This is a genomic window from Polynucleobacter sp. AP-Latsch-80-C2 (genome assembly GCF_018882185.1).
GTDB lineage: Bacteria > Pseudomonadota > Gammaproteobacteria > Burkholderiales > Burkholderiaceae > Polynucleobacter.
In genome coordinates this window covers 1-18,658 of sequence record NZ_JACVOY010000017.1, presented here as the reverse complement: position 1 = coordinate 18,658, position 18,658 = coordinate 1, and the positions used below count along the sequence as shown (strand labels likewise).

At 41.5% G+C, this 18,658-nt stretch carries 21 protein-coding genes and 1 pseudogene; 4 read left to right on the top strand and 18 right to left on the bottom strand.

Going from position 1 to position 18,658, the window contains the following annotated elements; all coding sequences use genetic code 11:
- Nucleotides 1–63: 63 nt before the first annotated feature.
- From ICN47_RS12275 to ICN47_RS12260, 4 genes are all read right to left on the bottom strand, one after another.
- Entirely contained in the window at nt 64–711 is a 648-nt protein-coding gene (locus ICN47_RS12275; protein WP_071466106.1) for a response regulator transcription factor, read from the bottom strand.
- A 134-nt stretch (nt 712–845) separates the two neighbouring features.
- Nucleotides 846–2,312 carry a sensor histidine kinase gene (locus ICN47_RS12270; protein WP_216220207.1) on the bottom strand — a complete coding sequence of 489 codons (1,467 nt, stop codon included), beginning with the start codon at nt 2,310–2,312 and terminating at the stop codon, nt 846–848.
- 723 nt (nt 2,313–3,035) lie between these two features.
- Nucleotides 3,036–3,326 (bottom strand): hypothetical protein, encoded by a 291-nt coding sequence (locus ICN47_RS12265; protein ID WP_216220206.1) that lies wholly within the window; start codon nt 3,324–3,326, stop codon nt 3,036–3,038.
- A gap of 17 nt (nt 3,327–3,343) precedes the next feature.
- Entirely contained in the window at nt 3,344–3,784 is a 441-nt protein-coding gene (locus ICN47_RS12260; protein ID WP_216220205.1) for a DUF6641 family protein, read from the bottom strand.
- A 371-nt stretch (nt 3,785–4,155) separates the two neighbouring features.
- Here ICN47_RS12260 and ICN47_RS13025 point away from each other — a divergent pair, with 371 nt between their 5' ends.
- Nucleotides 4,156–4,605 carry a hypothetical protein gene (locus tag ICN47_RS13025; RefSeq protein WP_255539019.1) on the top strand — a complete coding sequence of 150 codons (450 nt, stop codon included), beginning with the start codon at nt 4,156–4,158 and terminating at the stop codon, nt 4,603–4,605.
- A gap of 356 nt (nt 4,606–4,961) precedes the next feature.
- Nucleotides 4,962–5,528: a site-specific integrase gene (locus ICN47_RS12250; protein WP_215302003.1), complete on the top strand. Its 567-nt coding sequence runs from the start codon at nt 4,962–4,964 to the stop codon at nt 5,526–5,528.
- A 117-nt stretch (nt 5,529–5,645) separates the two neighbouring features.
- Here ICN47_RS12250 and ICN47_RS12245 read toward each other — a convergent pair whose 3' ends face one another.
- The 3 genes from ICN47_RS12245 to ICN47_RS12235 all read right to left on the bottom strand — a co-directional run bounded on the left by ICN47_RS12245 (nt 5,646) and on the right by ICN47_RS12235 (nt 7,758).
- Complete coding sequence (locus ICN47_RS12245; protein ID WP_216220204.1) at nt 5,646–6,236, bottom strand: Fic family protein; 591 nt, start codon at nt 6,234–6,236, stop codon at nt 5,646–5,648.
- Complete coding sequence (locus ICN47_RS12240) at nt 6,214–6,405, bottom strand: antitoxin VbhA family protein (RefSeq protein ID WP_215301999.1); 192 nt, start codon at nt 6,403–6,405, stop codon at nt 6,214–6,216. Before ICN47_RS12240 ends, ICN47_RS12245 begins: the two co-directional genes overlap by 23 nt.
- Before the next feature lie 141 nt (nt 6,406–6,546).
- On the bottom strand, nt 6,547–7,758 hold the full coding sequence (locus ICN47_RS12235) for an integrase (protein ID WP_216220203.1): 1,212 nt from the start codon (nt 7,756–7,758) through the stop codon (nt 6,547–6,549).
- A gap of 32 nt (nt 7,759–7,790) precedes the next feature.
- Here ICN47_RS12235 and ICN47_RS12230 point away from each other — a divergent pair, with 32 nt between their 5' ends.
- The gene (locus ICN47_RS12230; protein ID WP_216220202.1) at nt 7,791–7,964 is read left to right on the top strand and encodes a hypothetical protein; all 174 of its coding nucleotides are present in this window, start codon (nt 7,791–7,793) and stop codon (nt 7,962–7,964) included.
- Nucleotides 7,965–7,972: 8 nt separating this feature from the next.
- Here the strand turns inward: ICN47_RS12230 and ICN47_RS12225 are convergent, their stop codons facing one another.
- The 10 genes and pseudogenes from ICN47_RS12225 to ICN47_RS12180 all read right to left on the bottom strand — a co-directional run bounded on the left by ICN47_RS12225 (nt 7,973) and on the right by ICN47_RS12180 (nt 16,365).
- On the bottom strand, nt 7,973–8,479 hold the full coding sequence (locus ICN47_RS12225; protein ID WP_255539018.1) for an ureidoglycolate lyase: 507 nt from the start codon (nt 8,477–8,479) through the stop codon (nt 7,973–7,975).
- Nucleotides 8,476–9,504: an allantoicase gene (alc, locus tag ICN47_RS12220; protein ID WP_216220201.1), complete on the bottom strand. Its 1,029-nt coding sequence runs from the start codon at nt 9,502–9,504 to the stop codon at nt 8,476–8,478. The genes ICN47_RS12225 and alc overlap by 4 nt, the downstream gene beginning before the upstream one ends.
- Nucleotides 9,505–9,577: 73 nt before the next feature.
- The gene (locus ICN47_RS12215; RefSeq protein ID WP_216220200.1) at nt 9,578–9,904 is read right to left on the bottom strand and encodes a hypothetical protein; all 327 of its coding nucleotides are present in this window, start codon (nt 9,902–9,904) and stop codon (nt 9,578–9,580) included.
- A 48-nt stretch (nt 9,905–9,952) separates the two neighbouring features.
- The gene (locus ICN47_RS12210) at nt 9,953–11,359 is read right to left on the bottom strand and encodes an aspartate ammonia-lyase (RefSeq protein ID WP_216220199.1); all 1,407 of its coding nucleotides are present in this window, start codon (nt 11,357–11,359) and stop codon (nt 9,953–9,955) included.
- 58 nt (nt 11,360–11,417) lie between these two features.
- Nucleotides 11,418–12,065 carry an amino acid ABC transporter permease gene (locus ICN47_RS12205; protein ID WP_216220198.1) on the bottom strand — a complete coding sequence of 216 codons (648 nt, stop codon included), beginning with the start codon at nt 12,063–12,065 and terminating at the stop codon, nt 11,418–11,420.
- A pseudogene (locus ICN47_RS12200) lies at nt 12,062–12,731 on the bottom strand (amino acid ABC transporter permease). The gene ICN47_RS12205 and the pseudogene ICN47_RS12200 overlap by 4 nt, the downstream one beginning before the upstream one ends.
- A 22-nt stretch (nt 12,732–12,753) precedes the next feature.
- Nucleotides 12,754–13,545: a transporter substrate-binding domain-containing protein gene (locus ICN47_RS12195; RefSeq protein ID WP_216220197.1), complete on the bottom strand. Its 792-nt coding sequence runs from the start codon at nt 13,543–13,545 to the stop codon at nt 12,754–12,756.
- A gap of 78 nt (nt 13,546–13,623) precedes the next feature.
- The gene (locus ICN47_RS12190; protein WP_216220196.1) at nt 13,624–14,397 is read right to left on the bottom strand and encodes an amino acid ABC transporter ATP-binding protein; all 774 of its coding nucleotides are present in this window, start codon (nt 14,395–14,397) and stop codon (nt 13,624–13,626) included.
- Nucleotides 14,398–14,437: 40 nt separating this feature from the next.
- Complete coding sequence (locus tag ICN47_RS12185; protein ID WP_216220195.1) at nt 14,438–15,703, bottom strand: hydantoinase/carbamoylase family amidase; 1,266 nt, start codon at nt 15,701–15,703, stop codon at nt 14,438–14,440.
- Complete coding sequence (locus ICN47_RS12180) at nt 15,697–16,365, bottom strand: orotate phosphoribosyltransferase (RefSeq protein ID WP_216220194.1); 669 nt, start codon at nt 16,363–16,365, stop codon at nt 15,697–15,699. Before ICN47_RS12180 ends, ICN47_RS12185 begins: the two co-directional genes overlap by 7 nt.
- Before the next feature lie 122 nt (nt 16,366–16,487).
- Between ICN47_RS12180 and ICN47_RS12175 the strand changes: the two genes are divergently transcribed.
- Nucleotides 16,488–17,399 carry a LysR substrate-binding domain-containing protein gene (locus ICN47_RS12175; protein ID WP_216220193.1) on the top strand — a complete coding sequence of 304 codons (912 nt, stop codon included), beginning with the start codon at nt 16,488–16,490 and terminating at the stop codon, nt 17,397–17,399.
- Here the strand turns inward: ICN47_RS12175 and ICN47_RS12170 are convergent.
- Nucleotides 17,392–18,471, bottom strand: a complete 1,080-nt coding sequence (locus ICN47_RS12170) for an asparaginase (protein ID WP_216220192.1) — start codon at nt 18,469–18,471, stop codon at nt 17,392–17,394. The genes ICN47_RS12175 and ICN47_RS12170 overlap by 8 nt on opposite strands.
- Nucleotides 18,472–18,658 lie beyond the last annotated feature (187 nt).

Genomic DNA, 18,658 nt, shown 5'->3' with positions numbered 1-18,658 from the left:
GATTTATTTGAAATGATTATCAAATACATCCCTTGCTAGCAATACTCTCGATCGCGAGTATTGCTATATATTTAACGGAGATTCTTTAAGACGTAGTAGCTCGGCAAGGGACTTAATACCCAGTTTTTGCATGACTTTGGCTTTGTAGTTTTTTGTCGTATATAAAGTCAAGCCGGTTGCTTGAACTATCTCTTGATTATTAAAGCCTTTTTCCAAGAGCTTGAATACTTCAAGCTCACTTTTTGTCAAAGTTTTTAAAAGAAGCGCAACCTTCTCGCTTCTATTCAAGGCTTGCAATCTCTCTATATCCTGAGCAATTCCCTTAACAACCGCTTTTATCAACTCTTCGCGGCTAAATGGCTTTACCAAAAATTCAAGTGCGCCCTGCTTCATGGCCATGAGTCCTTGCTCTAAGGAGCTCTGACCGCTAACAAATACGATTGGGATATTTTGACCTCTTGCCAAAAGTTCAGCCTGCAACTCAATTCCACTCATGCTTAGCATTCTCATGTCCGTAATGACAACTGCCGGAGCCTCAAGGAAATCAATGGCTAAAAACTCTCTTGGGTCTCTAAAGGCATGCACGACATAACCCAGAAGCTCTAAAGTCACCTGAATAGTGTGACGCATGCCATCATCATCTTCGATAACGAAGACATGCTCCGCCTTAGAACTCTGAGCCTGGCTATTTAAAGCTGTATTTGTGGGCATATTGTGTAAAAAGATAATGGACAGTTAATTTTGCCAAAAGGTGAATTCCATAGAAACTCACGATCGTGAGTTTTAATATAACGGTATTGCCTTATTTTGCAGGGGTACGCTGATATGGCAATCCGCCCTCCCAATCACCCATTAGAAATCATTGGTAAAGTGATATCAAATTGAGCTCCCCCATACTGTGATCTTTTGTATGAAATTGTTCCGCCGTGACGCTCAATAATAAATTTAACAAGCCAAAGCCCTAAGCCCATCCCCTCCTTTTTATTGGATGTTTTAATCAATTCAAACATCTCTCTAACTTGAGCCTCGGGAACTCCTGGTCCGTTATCCGAAATTGATAAATATAGGTATTGATCATTTTGAGTCGTTTGAATAACCAATGTAGGCGCTAATGTTTTACTGCTCTCAAATGCATCGATCGAGTTATTCATCAAATTGACAATAACTTGATGTAATTCAAGACTATTACCGTTAATTGGGATTGAGGCAGCCAAGAAATATTGTATCTGTATGCGATCCTCTAAAAACTTTGTTTTGTACAACATACCAACCGAACGTATTAGGTCATCCAGTAGGATTTGCTTTTTTTCAATTCCGCCATCAACAAATATTGAACGTAGAGTTTTTATTAGGTCGGTGGCTCGTTGATTTTCATTTTCAATATCTTGCATGACTTGCTCCGCCATCGGGGAAGTAGCGCTTTTATCAAATAAAGTTTTAAGTAACTGTATTCCCAGCTTTATAGCGCCTAATGGTTGATTGAGCTCATGCGCCAATGAAACTGACAATGCTCCAGTTATCGCAGTTTTATTGGCCCTTGATAGGGAATTAATTAACTGATCTCGCTCTGAAAGCAACTGAAGAATACGGCTATTTTCACTACCAACCTGAATCTTGCTGTGTATCGCTCTTTCAGCCCAGTAACCCACCATGGCCTGGTAAGAAAGTACGTTAAAAAACATATTTACTGTTGCTATAACAATATAGGCAAATGGTATTTCATCAAAATTAATTACCAACTCTGACGCATCCGAACCAATAGCCCTCCAACTCACGGCTGCCAATCTTATAGAGGCCAGGATCAATTGGACTGCAGTAAAAACTACCAATAAGTTAAGCTGTGTTGATTTCTCTTTTTTTCGATACTTAACTAAAAATAAAATTTGCAATACCTGAAAAGCAGGTATCAGAAGAGCAACCTCAAAAGCTGCCAATGAAATATAGCCTAGCTGATGTACTACTACAAATTGAGTCCCAAATAAGATTAACGCTACTAGAAAAATTCCTATTCTTTTTCTTGAGATTGTAGAAATTAAGGAATAACAAAATAGGGTTTGAAAAACTACTGAAGCGATATGAAATAGGTTTGAAAAAACAAAAACTTTAAGGCCAAAGTTAAAACCCGAGGTGGAGTTTTGAGTGGCATATCCTGATATTAAGAATTGAGCTATGGCAAATAGGGCCGAAGCAGCCCAAAACTTAATCAGATTCGGGATCGGTCTCTCAGCAACAAGAAAGGAATACGAGCATATAACCGAACCCAATAGAATGAGTCCAAAAAGATAGAAATCGGCAGAAAGTATGTTTTGCATTTAGCTAATATAGCAATTGAGCTTCCATTAGATTTTCGATCTCAGCAGGGGGATTTGTGAGCAACTTAGTATCTTTCAGTAATTTTGCAAAAAATTACCTAGTTTAAAGTCTCGGAGTCTTTGAAACGACTGCTACTGGCCGTTCTCCGCCCCCCCCCTTACAACCCAATTACCCTGTTTATAACGTCCGCAAGCTACCCTATTAGAGCCGCTTGACCGTCACGTAACCGGACACTTCCGAGTCGGGTCAAACCGACACTCGATCGTCAGGGTCAAAATTTTATCCATCCCGTCCCAGCAGCAGAGTCGCTAATAGTCATCCAGGATCCGCCACGCTAGACCAAAGGCCACTCCAACGCTAGCCAAGCTCTAGCCATGATTGAGCCAATTGAGCACAATTAACCAGCCTGAAACAAGCCCAGAACGGCATTAAATAATGAAGATTTGGCCTGCCCAGCACGATTCGAACGTGCGACCTACGCCTTAGAAGCTTTAAAAATGAGCTAAAACAATAGCAGAAACAATGAATTAAGCCTTAATAGATCAGGTGTGGCATACACACCGAGATCTGTGGAATCGTGTGGAACTGACTATGTGGTGTGTGGCATCTACAGATGCAGGGTCGGTCTAACAAGCACTAGATGGTGTCGTGTTACGTGACGGTTGGCAGCCAGACCATGAGATATCAATTGAACATACTCGGTATCACGGAGAGATGTTTAATTAAATCTTAGCCAATTGTACCTGTCCAGCCCGGATCTTCTGCCTAGCTCGTTCAGCCTTCACGGTTGCTTGATCCTGTTTGACCCGAGCCTGCATTGACTTAATACGTTGTTGATCTGGAGTTAAAGGCTTGATTGTGGCTACTTCAGTAATGGCTGAGGGATAGCTCACTATTGAATCCATGCCAAATTGATACTGCAAAATTAAACGTGCGTGTATAGGGTTATCAGCAAATACGACTGTTTTAACCAATTGACCTTTTACACGCACACCGGCTTGATACTTGTTCATACAAGTATTTAGTCAGCCTACTTACCAAAGCCACTTCTTAGTTTGGCACTGGCTATATCAATTTGAGTATCAAGCTCCCCTGCTTCTACAGCAACTTTAACCGCCTCTAGGGCTTTGATTAAGTCTTCAGCGCTATCAACCTGAATACTAGGCTTACCTTTAGCCAATTCAATCGTCCATCTTCCGTACTTAATAGCTACGCACACTTTGCCCTCCTCAGTCTGAAACCACCAAGGCTTAATACGCTTTGGCACCTCTACTTGCTTACGTACACCAGTATGAGCATCTTTAATACTGCGGAATTTCATAAGCACAAATGGCGTTCCTGACATCTGTCCTTTAGCTAACTGGATCTGCTCCCATAATCGGCTCGAAAGTTTATTCCTCCGAATCACAATCGCTGGCTGATGTGTTGGCTTTTTTAGAGCTACTAGTTTTAATGCGGTCAATGCGCTCATGTTTCCTCCTATAAATGAAAGAGCCATTTCAATTTATTTTCGGAATAAGGAATTGGACAACCTCTTTTTTATTTTGGCTAATTTTGAGCCAGAAATTAATGGGTTTTCTTAACAAGAGCTAAATACTTTTGCGAGTTGCTGTGTTTCAAAGTGCGGTCGCAAATAGATAAAGAAGTTACTGGTAGTGAGTTACTAGTTACTCGAGTGGCAAATGAGTAACTCTGACTAGCAACACGACTTAGTGACTATCTCTTTGAGATCTGCAACTGAACTCAAAGCAACATCTTTTTGGATCTACTCCTCTAGCAACCAAGCTACGAAAGCAACAGCTCGCAACGAGAACTCAATCAATTTGAAAAAAGGAGAACGATATGAGAGAAATTGCAGTTAGAGGATTTATGAACGAGAAATTTAATACCACCTTCGGCAAAGGCTTATTTAGACGGGCCATGTTCAATGGCTCAGTAGAGCTAGGCAGCCCCAATCAAAAGTACCTAGTGGATTACTTTGAATATAGGAACTGGGAGAATACCGCCAAAACAGATGAGCAGATGGCGACTGTTCGAAAACTCAGCGAGGCTGGCATTGCAGAACAAGCTGGTGTTTTAATGTCTTGGGTCCAACATTACGATCCACTGACCAAAACAAAACTGGTTGTTGGCGGATTTAGCATCTACTCCCCAGAAACCAAGGAGCTGCATGTTGAGATTGAAGATCAAGCAAACAACACCAAGGATTCCTGGACGCTAGATGTACATCTTTGTAAAAGTACTGGCGTTAATAAGCCGGTGTTTATAGCAACCAATGTGGATTTGAACTAATTGACGCTTTGAATTTGTACAAAATTCGCCTCAAAAAAGCCCTATACGCAAAAATCTAACAGCTTCGCAATACTGAGTAGCTGGCATTACTAAAAACAGCGCATAGGGCGAATTTGAGCTACTAGCAGTAATTCGTGGGATTTTCGCCACGATCCGCACTAAATACAAGCATTGATTCGTCAATAAAAACGATTAAGAAAATATACATTTTCTTAATCGAATTATTTTTGTTTTACTAAGTCATTGATTCTTGGAAGATCTTTTGACTGCAACCCGAACTTGAGCCTCGGTTGTCCTTTTGGAAATAAGAAAACATACTCTATATGTAATTTTATTTATCAAAGGAAAACCCATAAATGGCACAAGCAAAAACCCTTACCCAAGCAGAGCTCGATCAAATACTGCGTTATGTCTCCACTAAGAAATATCCGCAGCGTGACAGAGCTATCATTCTCACCAGTTTTTGGTCGGGACTTCGCGTCGCAGAAATTGCATCGCTTAAGATGGGCGATGTTCTCAATATTGATGGCAGTATCAAAAATGAAATCCGTTTGTCTGCAGCTCAAACGAAAGGCGGTCAACCGAGAACCGTATTTCTTCCTAAGAAACTACAAGACGAATTATTGGCCTATGTCGGCACTAGACATGCCAAGATGCCAGAGATCCCTTTTTTCCATACAGCAAACAGACTGGGATTTTCTGCCAACGGCTTATGCGTATGGTTTTATTGGAACTACAAACACTCTGGCATTTCTGGGGCAACGAGCCATTCAGGCAGAAGAACCTTTATTACGAATTTAGCCAATAAAGGTATTTCAGTAAGAGTTTTGGCTAGTTTGGCAGGCCATAAATCCATTGCCGTTACCCAAAAATACATTGACGTAAATGACGATATGAAACGCAATGCAGTAGAGCTCATTTAAGTTTGTCGGTTTAACCGACAAACTAGTGTCTCTTTAAGTGACGCTGGTAATGTCAAATCACCACAAATCAAGCACTTTTCAGCCTAAGCGTTACTTTAAGTAACGGTGTGAAACTGCTTATTGGCTGCTGAGCTTATCTAGAATGAGTTGCGCTAGCGCCTTCTCGTCACCAAAAAAGGCTAACTCCATTGCTTGATACATTTGGGACTGGTTTAGATCGGAATAATTGAGCCTAAACCCAGCCTCGCTAGCTAACTGAGCAATAAACACTCGCTGCACCCGTCCATTGCCATCCCGAAATGGATGCAAGACATTAATCTCAGAAAGATAGTGGGCTAACTTCTGTGCAACTTGCTTGATATCTTGATTTTGGAATAAATGCTCTTTAGCTAAATTACTGAATAAAGTTTTAGCGGCTGAATTAATCATGCGGATATTTGCAAAACGGCTATTTTCACGGCTTATATCTACAGTCCGAATCTTTCCAGCCCAATCATAGACATCTTGAAAAAGAGCATAGTGAATTGCTTGTAAATGCGCTAAATCAAAATTACCTTGAATTGGCTCTAAATCTAAAGCCACTAAACGCGAAGCAGTCATATCAGACTCAAACGCCTCAAGCTCATTTTGATCCCTAAAGCCCAATTTGTTTTGCAATACCGGAGAACCCGGATAGCAATAGACACTATCCGCGTCGTAGCGCGACATAGCGTTCTTTAGTCTCTGCAATGATTTGATCGATTGTTTTTGATCCACCAATAAAGGCATCAAAATCTTTCATCAACTCATTGCTAGGCTTCATACCCTCTACCCGCAAAGAACCCAAGGCATTGTCAACAATGTCTTTTCGGTTTAAGGTAGTTTGATTATTTTTCATAAGGGCTGTTTTATCTATATTACGGTATTTTAAGGGGTGCTTCCAGAAAATTAAACCCTTCATTAAGACCTGCCAGCAAATAGGGCGTAGGTTGTAGCGTCGGGTAAAACCGACACCAAATGGTCATCCCCTCACCCATCTCTACCCTGCCAATCTTTCTGCACTAAGCATTGGTGTCAATTTGCTATAGTGGTGCTCAATCATCCCCACGCTGGTTCCCATCTGCTTTGCAAGAGTATGTATATCAATACCATCTGCCAATCTAAATGTAGCGTAGGTATGTCGCAGGCTATACAAGGTTCTATTCTTACCTGTCGCATCCTTTAATAAGTTAGATTCAACCATGAGCCGCTCAAACACACCATCTAGACTATGCGGAGCATCTCCTTCTGGAAATACAAAGACCTTGCGATCTAACTTGGCTTCAATCACTGCTTCTAGATTCTTATATGGCAATGCCTGCCAGGCAATTAAACGCTCTAGTGCCTCAATCACAAAATGCCTTGCTATTAGGTATCTAGGCCCCGTTTTGCCTGATACCCAGATTCTTAAGTAACGCTGCTCACCAATCCAGTGCCATTGCAAGGCTTTCCAGCGAATTGGCATACTCTCTGTGCCCTGCCTTATGCCTGTACCCAGCAAAAACTCCACATAGACCCTGCAAAGTCTACGCATATGATTACTGCGTTGATTGCGGCCAAAACGCTCCCAATCCCGCATGTATTCCAGCAAGTAGTCGACCTCCTGTTGATTAAATGCTGGCCTGATCTCTGCCCTATCAGCAACTACCTCTAATAATGGAATGGTTCGATTTCGATGGATTAGGCCCTGCTCTCTAGACCTTTCAATTACTCGCTTATATAGGCCAGCATGGCGTCTTTGGGTATAAGTCTTGGGATTCTTACCCATCTGGGATATGCGCCAAGCCACATAGTCATCTACTAGCTCTTGGGTGATGTCATTGATCTGACAATCGCCAAAGAATGGGATCAGGTACTTGGTGTAGATGTGTATGTAATCAACATGAGTACGTTTATTGGGATTGGCTTGAACTACCCTGGCAGCTGCGGCTAATTCTTGCGTGGCTAATTGCCGAAAGGTACGGGTCTTAATGGCTAGATCGCTGGCTAGCTTGACCTTGACTGTTTCATAGATAGCAATGGCTTGGGTTGTGGCTTCGGCCACCTGATCTGAGCCGGTACTTGCGGAATGCCAAGCGCCAGTAGATAACTTAAAACGGCATTGCCATTGGTGACTATGGGGTCTTTTATAGAGGGTGACGGCGCCATCAAGGAGCTTTAGAGGCTCAGGCTCGGTGGTAGTGGTGCAAAATAAGAGCGATAAATTATTCATTACAAGCGTCACTTAACAAGACACTTGTAATTATGTTTTCAGATTTGCGTTTGGGCGACCTGAATTATTTACTGTCGGTTAAACCGACACAACAGCGTAAGGGCCGCGATGGACTGTTGTTAATCACAAAGCAGCCATCACCCCACTTACCGATGGCTGGCTCAAAACGACCCGAAGTAGTCATTGATGAGTCGATCGGGACTTGACTCTGGCTCTAGGTAATCAGCAGCTCGCCAGGGGAAAATTTCACCTCGTCGCAATTCTTCTCTGGGCCTATACGATCAATTGCCAAAAAATCCATAGCCCTATCTAATGCAACAATGGGCAAATGCCACACACCTTTTTTGTAATTGATGCCAATTTGACCCTTAACGATGAAGGCAGTAATTAAGGCGGGATTAAGATCTCCAGCAGGCGCAACTGCAACTAGATATCGAGATTGAGGATCTATTGTTATTGGGATAAAAGCCTGGGTTCCTAATGGATGGCATTCCATTACTTCTACTTCAAACGGAATCAAACATGGAGTGCTTTTATAAATACTCAAACCAACTTTTCCTGACTTGTCACTTACATCTATATTTTTGAGTAGATCGTGATAGCGAATTGCCCTACCTTGATTGCATTCATAGGTAATGGCACCATCACAATCTATCAGCTCCCCATATGGAGCAAAGGCATTGGTGTTAATGACTTGAGCTTCAATCGTGGCATCCATCATTTTTGGTCAATCTTCCCCCATAGGCGCAAACGTGACACGCCGCCGTCAGGATAAAGATTTAATCTCACATGGCTAATTGGACCAGTATTGAGCAGTTCATTTTGATAAAAATGTTGATGGTCCATACTCAATTTTTGTTCGGGGAGTAAAAACTCCCATTGCTCAGATTGATCAACTACAGATAAATTTTTTCCATGCAGATTAGCGCCTTGGAGAGAAAATCTATCCGGATAGTTGCCCTTGAAGTGAGCCGTATCTAGCTCACAACGTATTGGCCTTGCACAAGTAGCCAAAGCAATCACACACCAATCATTGCCAGGATCACGACGTCTTCTAGTTTCCCAGCCTTCACCCATATTGATCCCCCTACCAGGGAGCAGTATATTTGATACCACGCCAAAATGCGCATCATTCCAAGCAACGCCATACGCCCCATTTAGCGCAGAAGTTAACTCCAGCAAGCCATTTTCATCGGTGATATTTAAACCTGCAGGCTTACCAAATACCTGTAACCTTGCAATGCCGCCATCTGGAAAAATGTTTAAACGCAGATATGCAATCTCCAGGTGATCCTTGCTTTCGGGGATTTGAAAAAACTGATGGGAGTCGCCCTGTAAGGCTTGCTGATCCAATAAACTAATCCAACTTTCAGGCTGGTTGGGATCGCTACCCACTAAACATCCATCAAGCGAGGCTGATGTTGGAAAATTTCCTGTAAAAAAACTGGTATCAATATGAACGCCTTGAATTTTTCCTGGAACAGCCAATTGGATAACACACCAATCGTTACCAGGAATACGTCGACGCCTTGATTCCCAACCATCCATCCACTTGCCATGTTCATCATATTTACCAATAGCAAATATTGCTGGATCAGGATTGAGCATTCGCTCTTTGGGAGCAAAAAAATCATCCGAGCTATCAATGGCCTTAGCCCCTAAACGAGGATCTGCCAAGTTAATAGACTGCTTAGCCCATGGAGGAAGCTCGAAAGACTGAGACTGTAGGATGGAAAATTCAGACATGGCTAACTAATGAATTATTAAACATATTAGATCTTACAAGCTAATCCTCAACTCCAGATAGAAATTATAAAAACTAGAATTTATCCGTATGCCAGTGATAATTTGAAGCTAATTCACTAGTGACCTTAAGTTTTATTTCAGGACTTGAGGTCAATGCAAAGATAATACGGTCATTAAAGTCAGTAATGATATTTTTCGACTCAATTGTAAATTCCTCGCCAACCGCTTGGTCTTCGAAATTTAGATAGTAATTTTTTGCAGCCGTAGCAACTACAAAATACATGCCACCATTTTCCCCCTCAGTCTCCAACAGACTGAACACATCCTTGGAAAACTTCTTAAATACATCAGTTCCAGAAGACCCATTTTTAAATTCAGTAGCAATTTCAATAAAATTCATATTTAACCCCGCATTGAGAAATTAATTCACTTAAATTCAAAAGACCCATCAAGAAAGGCTTTGTATACCAGGGCTAGTTAATACAGCCGGGCTCAGAACCTTCTTAAGCATATCTTGATCCATCAGCCCCATTTCCAATACAAGCTCAATGACTGAGCGATTTTCTTGAAGCGCTCTTTGAGCAATTAGGGTTGCGTTTTCATATCCAATGTATGGATTTAGCGCGGTCGCCAATCCAGCTGAAGTGCGGACTCTTTCGGCAAGGAGCTCACGATTTGCCGTTATACCTTGAACACAATTTACGTTTAGCGTCAGGCAGCCTGTAGATAAATGCTCAATACTTTTGAAAAGGCTATGGGCAATGATTGGCTCAAAGGCATTGAGTTGCAATTGACCCCCTTCAGCAGCCATAGTAATAGTGACATCATTACCAATAACCTCAAAGGCAATTTGATTCACTACCTCAGGAATTACCGGGTTTACTTTGCCGGGCATAATTGAAGATCCAGCGGCACGGGCAGGCAAGTGAATTTCATTAAATCCCGCCTGAGGGCCGCTAGAAAGTAAACGTAAATCATTGCAAATTTTCGAAAGCTTTACTGCAATTCGCTTTAATACACCTGATAACTGGACAAAGGCACCGCAATCTTGGGTAGCCTCAATTAAATTTGGAGAACCCACTAATTCTATGGCTGATATAGCCCGCAGATGCTCAATTGCATATTTTGAATAATCAATATGGGTATTAATACCTGTACCAATTGCAGTTGCACCCAAGTTAATTTCCCTAATCAGCGAAATGGCCTCAGCAAGGCGCTCTTCATCCTCTTTCATCATTACGGCATAGGTTAAAAATTCCTGCCCTAGAGTCATCGGTACAGCATCTTGTAATTGTGTACGGCCAATCTTAAGAATATCTTTAAATTCTTCAGATTTTTCGGCAAAGGCTATTCGCAATGACGCCATGGAAGAAAGCAAATGTGGAATGGCTAGGCACGTTGCCAGACGCAATGATGTGGGGTATACATCATTGGTGCTTTGTGACATATTCACATCATTAATGGGATGAAGTTTTGCATAATCCCCTTTAGAGTGGCCCATTATTTCTAAGGCACGGTTAGCAATAACCTCGTTTACGTTCATATTCGTAGAAGTACCTGCCCCACCTTGAATGACATCAACTACGAACTGATGATTTAATTTTCCCTGCTCCACTTCATGACAAGCAGCAATGATGGCATTAGCCTTCTGGATATCAAGTAGCCCTAGATCTCTATTTGCAAGTGCCGCCGCCTCCTTGACCAGTGCGAGAGACCTAATTAAATCCGGATACGATCCAATCGTTTTTCCCGTGATTGGGTAGTTTTCAATCGCCCGAAGGGTATGAATACCCCAGTACGCATCTTCCGGTACCTGTGCGTCGCCCAATAAATCATGTTCGAGTCTAAATTTCACTTTTAATAATTCCTAATAATCAAACTGTATATTTTTAAATCCGAAACAACATATGCCCTTAGGAAATATGCATTGCTCTTTCTAAACGGCGTGAAAATAAAGAGAGTGGAAAACATAAAATAAAGTAGCCTAGAGCAACAAGACCAAATATTAAAAATGGTTTAAATGTTGCATTAGCAAGCATTGACCCTGTTTTTGTCAATTCAACAAAACCAATAATTGACGTAACTGCCGTTGCTTTGACGACTTGAACGGAGAATCCAACTGTTGGTGGAATGGATATACGGAAAGCTTGAGGCAGAATAATATAACGCATCTGCTCATAGTGACTCAAGGCCAGGCTAGCAGAAGCCTCCCACTGCCCTTTTGAAACTGATTCTACTGAACCGCGCCAGATCTCAGCTAAAAATGCACTTGTAAACAAAGTTAGTCCAAGGGTGGCTGCAGCCCATGGTGGAATTTCTATTCCTAGTAGGCCTGTCCCAAAGAAAATAATGAATAGCTGAAGTAGTAAAGGGGTGCCTTGAAATACCTCAATATAGGCTTTAGTTAAATTTCGCAGGTAACTATTTTTTGAGATTCGACAAAATAGTAATGTCAGTCCGACTATACCCCCTAATAAAAAGGCAACCATTGAAAGTCCAATTGTCCATAAAAGCCCATAGGATAAATTGATAACAATATCGGAGAGAAAAATATCATTCATAATTTACGACCCGCTATCCACTTATATCCGATATACATCATTAACTGCCGCACTAATAGTGCCAATAAAAAATAAATACCGGCCACCACAAAATATGTTTCAAAGGCTCTAAAGTTTCTTGATTGAATGAAGTTTGCTGCATAGGTCAATTCTTCTGTGCCAATTTGAGAGCATAAAGATGACCCTAGCATCACAATAATTACTTGACTACAGATTGACGGCCAAACCTTAATCAAAGCAGGAGGAAGAACAACTCGCCAAAATATTTGCATTCTGGTCATTGCTAAGGAAACTGCCGCCTCAATCTGACCTTTATTAGTTGCTTGAATGCCTGCCCGGATAATTTCCGTGCAATAAGCTCCCAAGTTAATAACCATTGCCAAAATAGATGCCTGCCACCCCGTTAGCGCAATCCCAAGGGGATGGTAGGCCGAAAAAAATAAAAAATAGCTGAATTAAAAAGGGTGTATTTCTTATACCCTCCACATAAACAGTAAAGAAATAATTGAACGGCCTAATAGACCAAGCACGACAAAGCCCACCAAAGATCCCCAAAGCCAATCCTAAAGTAGTACCAATAAAGGTCAATACAATAGTTTTAGCTATTCCAGAAAATAAAATTTCTTTGTAATCAGCAATAGCCGAGTAATCAAATTGATATGCCATAGATTAATTTATAAATTAGAAATTAGAAATTTTTAGGCAGAGGGGCTTGCAACCAGCGCTTAGAAATATCGTTCAATGACCCGTCCTTCTTAGCCTGGTTAATAATCTCGTTTACTTTAGCTAGCAAAGCAGGCTCACCCTTATTGACGCCAACATAGCAAGGGGAGTCTTTGATTACGAACTTACTGTCGAGTCGGCGTAACTTCGTGCGCTCATTAAGCGCCGCTGCTGTTGAGTTCCCAATAGCCACAAGCTGGACTTGTCCAGTTAAATACGATGAAATTACGGAATTATTATCATCAAAGCGTATTACCGTAGTAGTGCTAGGAAGTGTTTTTGATAGTGCCAAATCCTCTATTGACCCGCGGAGTATTCCCAATGTCTTGCCGGCTAAATCAGACTCTGATTTGACGGGCATATCAGCTGGACCAAAAACTGCACTATAAAACGGGGCGTATGAAGTTGAAAAATCAATGACTTTTTCACGTTCAGGATTTTTGCCCATACTGGAAATGACTAAATCCACCTTATCAGTTGTCAAATAAGGGATCCTATTGGTTCCCGTAACAGAAATAAGGTCTACCTTAACCCCCATTGCTTTACCAATGAGATTAGCCATATCAATGTCATACCCCCTAGGCTTTAGATCCGGTCCAACCGATCCAAATGGTGGAAAGTCTTGAGGGATAGCAATTCGGATAACTCCAGACTTTTGAATATTAGCAAGAGTGTCAGCTCTGGCAGTCAGAGATGCCCCGATTAAGCACGCTGCGGTTACTGTTAAAAAAAACTTAATAAGGTTATAAAATTTCATTTCAATCTCCGTAATTGATATTGCTAGGGTTCAATTTTTAATATATTGATGGCTAAAGTTTTCAAATACTCATCCGCTTTAGTCGGTTAGGGAAGATAAAAACTGCTTTAGTTCAGGAGTTTGGGGGTTGCCAAACAGTTCAGTAGGTTCGCCAATTTCATGAACGCGACCTTGGTGCATAAAGACGACCCTATCACTTACGCGACGGGCAAAACTCATTTCGTGAGTCACCATTAGTAAAGTCATTCCCTCTTGAGCCAAACTCTCAACAACAAGCAATACTTCGCCAACTAACTCAGGATCTAGCGCTGAAGTTATTTCATCGCATAATAAAACTGACGGATTCATAGCTAAAGCACGTGCAATAGCAACGCGCTGCTGTTGACCGCCTGACAGTTGATCAGGAAATGCATCAAACATGCCAATTAAACCTACACGTTCCAAAAGTTTTTGCGCTTGCAAACGCCCATCTTCTTTCGAAATATTTTTAACTAGGCCTGGCGCAAGCATAATATTCCGCCCAATCGTAAGGTGTGGGAATAAGTTGAAGCTTTGAAAAATCATCCCAACATGTTGACGCAATTTACGCATTGCGCCAGCATTTTGATACAGCAACGGACATTGATCTACTGTCAGTGTTCCAGAATCAAATGATTCCAATCCATTAATACACCTCAATAGAGTGCTTTTTCCTGAACCACTTTTACCAATGATTGCAATCACCTCTCCAGCTTGGATATTCAAATCTATCCCTTTAAGAACCTGGTTATCACCAAAGGACTTATATAAGCCTGCGATTTGAACAATTGGTTTTTGACTGGTTATATTAATATTTTGCAAAGCATTTTCCATTAAATGATGATATTTAGATCTGTATCTTCACCCTACAGATCTAATTTAACTGATTTGAATATTCTAAAATTCCGTCTAGCATTAAATTGGTGCCAATCATAAAGTCTTCAATATCCATTTCCTCCTGGGGATTATGTGATCCGTTGTTATTTCGGATAAAAATCATTCCTGACGGAATACCATTATTGGAGAAGATAGTAGCATCATGGCCGGCGCCACTGGGGATTTTTTCAAGCAATAAGCTATCTTTTTGTGCAGTATCTACTAGTACCCCAATCAATTTATCATCCATTTGGGCGGCACCAGTTACAATTTTTCGATCAAATTGAAATTGCACCCCTCTAGATTTTTCAATTGCCTCACATTCTTGACGCATCAAATTATAGAATTGAGAAAGCGTTTCATTGTCTTGACTGCGTACCTCAAAACTAAAATCAACTTGCCCAGGGATTACAGAAACTGCATGAGATTGCGTCGGTGTAGAGCACACTCCTACTGTCATCACCAAATCCATCCCCATCTGCAAAAGTACACGCCAATGTTCATCTAAGCGAGTTAATAACTCCGTTACTGCTAGCAACGCATCTTTTCTTAACCAGCGCGGGACCGCACCAGAGTGCCCAGTCTCACCTATGCATTGGATTTTGTTATGCCGCATATTTCCCCGAATACCAGTAACTACTGCAACCGGCCAATTTCTGGCGACCATTACAGGGCCCTGCTCTATGTGTAGTTCCAAATAAGCCTTGATTTCCGAAGGCAAGAGTAAAGGTTTTTTAGCGCGGATTGCATCAATATTTGCGCCAACTTGCTTTAAAGCTTGACCTAAACTTTTATCTTCTGAGCGATGCTTATTCTCTAAATCTATCTCGGCTAGCACCCCAAGCAAGGCTGATGACCCTATATATGCCTTTCCATACCAGGCGCTCTCTTCACCCCTTAAGGCTAAAACCTTTATTGGGTTTTTTGTTTTTAGATTTCTCTTATCCAAAGAATGCAAAATAAGTATTCCTGCGACAATGCCAGCTAGACCATCATAGTTACCGCCTTGAGGAACTGAATCAATGTGCGAGCCGATAATTATTGGGGGTAAGTCACTGACTTCATCCTTACGCCAAATCCATAAGTTTTGGTAATCGTCCCTATCAAATTCAAGATTTAATTTCTTTGCGTACATCTCCAATGTTTTCAGAGCCTGCTCTTCCCCAACCCCAAAACTTTCCCTTGTAACCCCAATTACTGAATCTTTTGTCTGATTTCTCACTTCTTCAAATATCTCTAAAGCCAATTTTTTCTGATTTAACATTTTCCAACCCCTCCATGGCTTGATGACCATGTAATGGGGTCTTTATTGAAATCCTCGATTAGCTTTATCTTTTTTATTGGCAACTTTTCCTCAAGTGATAATTGAGCAAACAACTCGCGCCAAGTTACAAGGGAATGGATTTCTAAATTAGCATCCGATAGCAATGATTCGCTTTGGGGGTATATGTCAAAATTAACTAAGACAAATATATCCTCAATCAATGCTCCATGGTTTCTAAGTGCTATACAAGCATCAACTTTTGATTTCGCATCGGTGGTTACATCATCAATAACCAACACTCTTGCATTTGTAGAGATATTCCCCTCAATTTGAGCCTTAATGCCCCAACCAATTGGCCTCTTCCTTAAGTATAAAAAAGGCATATCAAGCCTATCCGCTAGCCACGCAGCAAATGGAACCCCAGATCCCTCTATGCCGACAATTGCATCAATTCTCTTTTTCTGAACAAAATCTTTTAATAGATTGGTTGCTGCATTTAATACAATCGAACGGCGCGCAATATCCGAAAATAGACCTTTAGTATCTAAATAAATAGGGCTTGCCCAGCCCGAGGTATAGAAAAAAGGCTGTAGCTCTGCCACGCATACGGAATCAATCTCAAGTAGAGCCTGAATTACCGCCTTACTTCCTATGTTCTTCATTGGGATACCCTGCTTTTTAACAAGCTATCCACTCTAGTTATGATTCAATTAATTTAGTAGCGAATTTTCTAAAACTAAGAGTTTCTATTTTTCGAACGCTAGTTATTAAGGTAATATTTGGAATGATCATTACCAGCAAATCTCGTCAGTTTGTCCGAAAACTCGACCTGAGCACCTTAGAGCTATTTGCCCTCATTTGCCAAACTGGTAGCATTGGCGCAGCTTCTAAAGGAGCTAACTTAGCCATTTCGACCATTAGCAAGCGTATCCAAGAGCTAGAAAATCTAATACAGATTCCAATCTTTACACGCCACTCAAGAGGGGTTCACCCAACCCCTGCTGGTGTAAGCCTATTGCGGCACGCTAGGTCAATCCTTCGTGAGCTCGAAGATTTAAGGGCTGATATGGATGAATTTTCATCTGGTATTGTTGGCCATGTCCATGTATACGCTAGTGCGTCAGCTGTTGAACAATATCTAGCAGATGAAATCGCTGGATTTGTAGCAAAATTTCCTGAAATATCTATTGATTTATCTCAAGCAACAACACTTGAGGTGATCAATGCAGTACAAACTAACCAAGCAGACTTTGGGATATGTAATGCAAATGAAAGCACCAAAGGATTAGAAAGTATTCCATTTAGAAAAGAAGAGTTGGTGTTGATTGCCCCTAAAAATCATCCATTAGCAAAGTTGAAGCGGATTCATTATCTCGACGCTCTCCCCTATGAACATATAGGTTTACGAGGGAGCAGCACAATCCAACAACTAATGAATGATCATGCAGAGATTCATGGGCTACCAGCAAAACAACGATTGAGAGTTGAAAGTCTCAGCGCTTTATGTAGAATGGTTGAGGCTGGACTAGGTATTGGGGTGATACCTAAAGGTGTATTAATTCAAATGGGAGATATGAAAAAGATCTCGTCCTTAAAAATAATTGATTCCTGGGCAAGCCGAGAGCTTTTTATCTATGCCAGATCATTTGCAAACCTGCCATCATCTGCGCAAAAGTTCATTAAGCATCTTAGCTAGATGATTTAGTCTGCAATGTTTGCATGACAAAAAAATCTTGCCATTGAAGATTTTTAGTGTTTACTACTTTTTCTTTTGCTGCATTTATTGCCAACTGGAGAGCAATTCTTGCTTTGGGGGCGGATAGACTTCCAGAGGCCATGCAGCCTACAGTATCTTTTTCAGGAAGATCAGGGCGAACGATCCCGGCCCCCGCTCGAGTAGATCGAACCAATGCAATCCCATCAGCAATGGCCTTATCTAAGGGTTCTTTCCATACATTACTAAATCCGCCTTGGCCAGTTCCAGAAATCACCAACCCTTCCACACCAGGGCTTAAACAATTTTGAATAGTTTCGGAACGAGCACCTACATGACTAGTAAGAATCTCTACCCAAGGCCATGCTTGTTCGCGGGGAATAGGTAAGTCGTCACCAGGAACTGCTTGTATAGCCTTTACGCCATCCAGCCATGATTGGCTAATGGAGTCCAAGGGGCTGCATGGGGAATCACGCAAAGGTGCATTTAGTTCACTACTATGTCGTTTAGCTAAATCTCGAGCCATACAGACATTGCCAGCAAAAACTGCAAATACACCCCCAGGACATTGGTCAACTGGTTTACTTACCCATCGAATGGCATTAATGAGGTTTGATGGCCCATCGGCACCGGGTGCGTTTGAGGGCAGCATGGCACCCGTGAGCACTATTCGCTTACTAAGCTTGCCAGCATACTTGCCACAAGTAGCGTGCAGAAATAGACTCGTCTCCTCTATGGTGTCAGTCCCGTGGGTAACAACTATGCCAATTAATGCTGTATTTGCTAGAGAGCTTCTTACCAAGTCACCCAATTGAGTCAGCAACGCCTCACTGAGATTACTGCTGTTGATGTTAGCAACCTGCCTAGAAACTATCTTTAAACCCTCAGGTAGCGCCTTCTCAATATTAGTCAAAAGGTCCCCCACATTAACCTGACCAGCTTGATAAAACAATGGATTAGATTCTGGACTTGGAGCCAATCCAGCAATCGTACCGCCCATTCCTAAAACTAAAATATGCGGGGATTGCTCGTCATTAGAAAGGGTTATGGTCATGCTTTTTTATCTCACTTGTAAGTTTAAATATTATTCCATTAATTTTGCCCCCAATATTAATTGGTGGATTCAACTACGAAGTGCAACTTTGAACAACTAGTTAAGGAGGCTAAGGATGTTTTAGTATCCAAAGCTTCTAGACCTGCAAGTCAAAGTAGCCATGACCTATCAACACCTTAGCCAAACT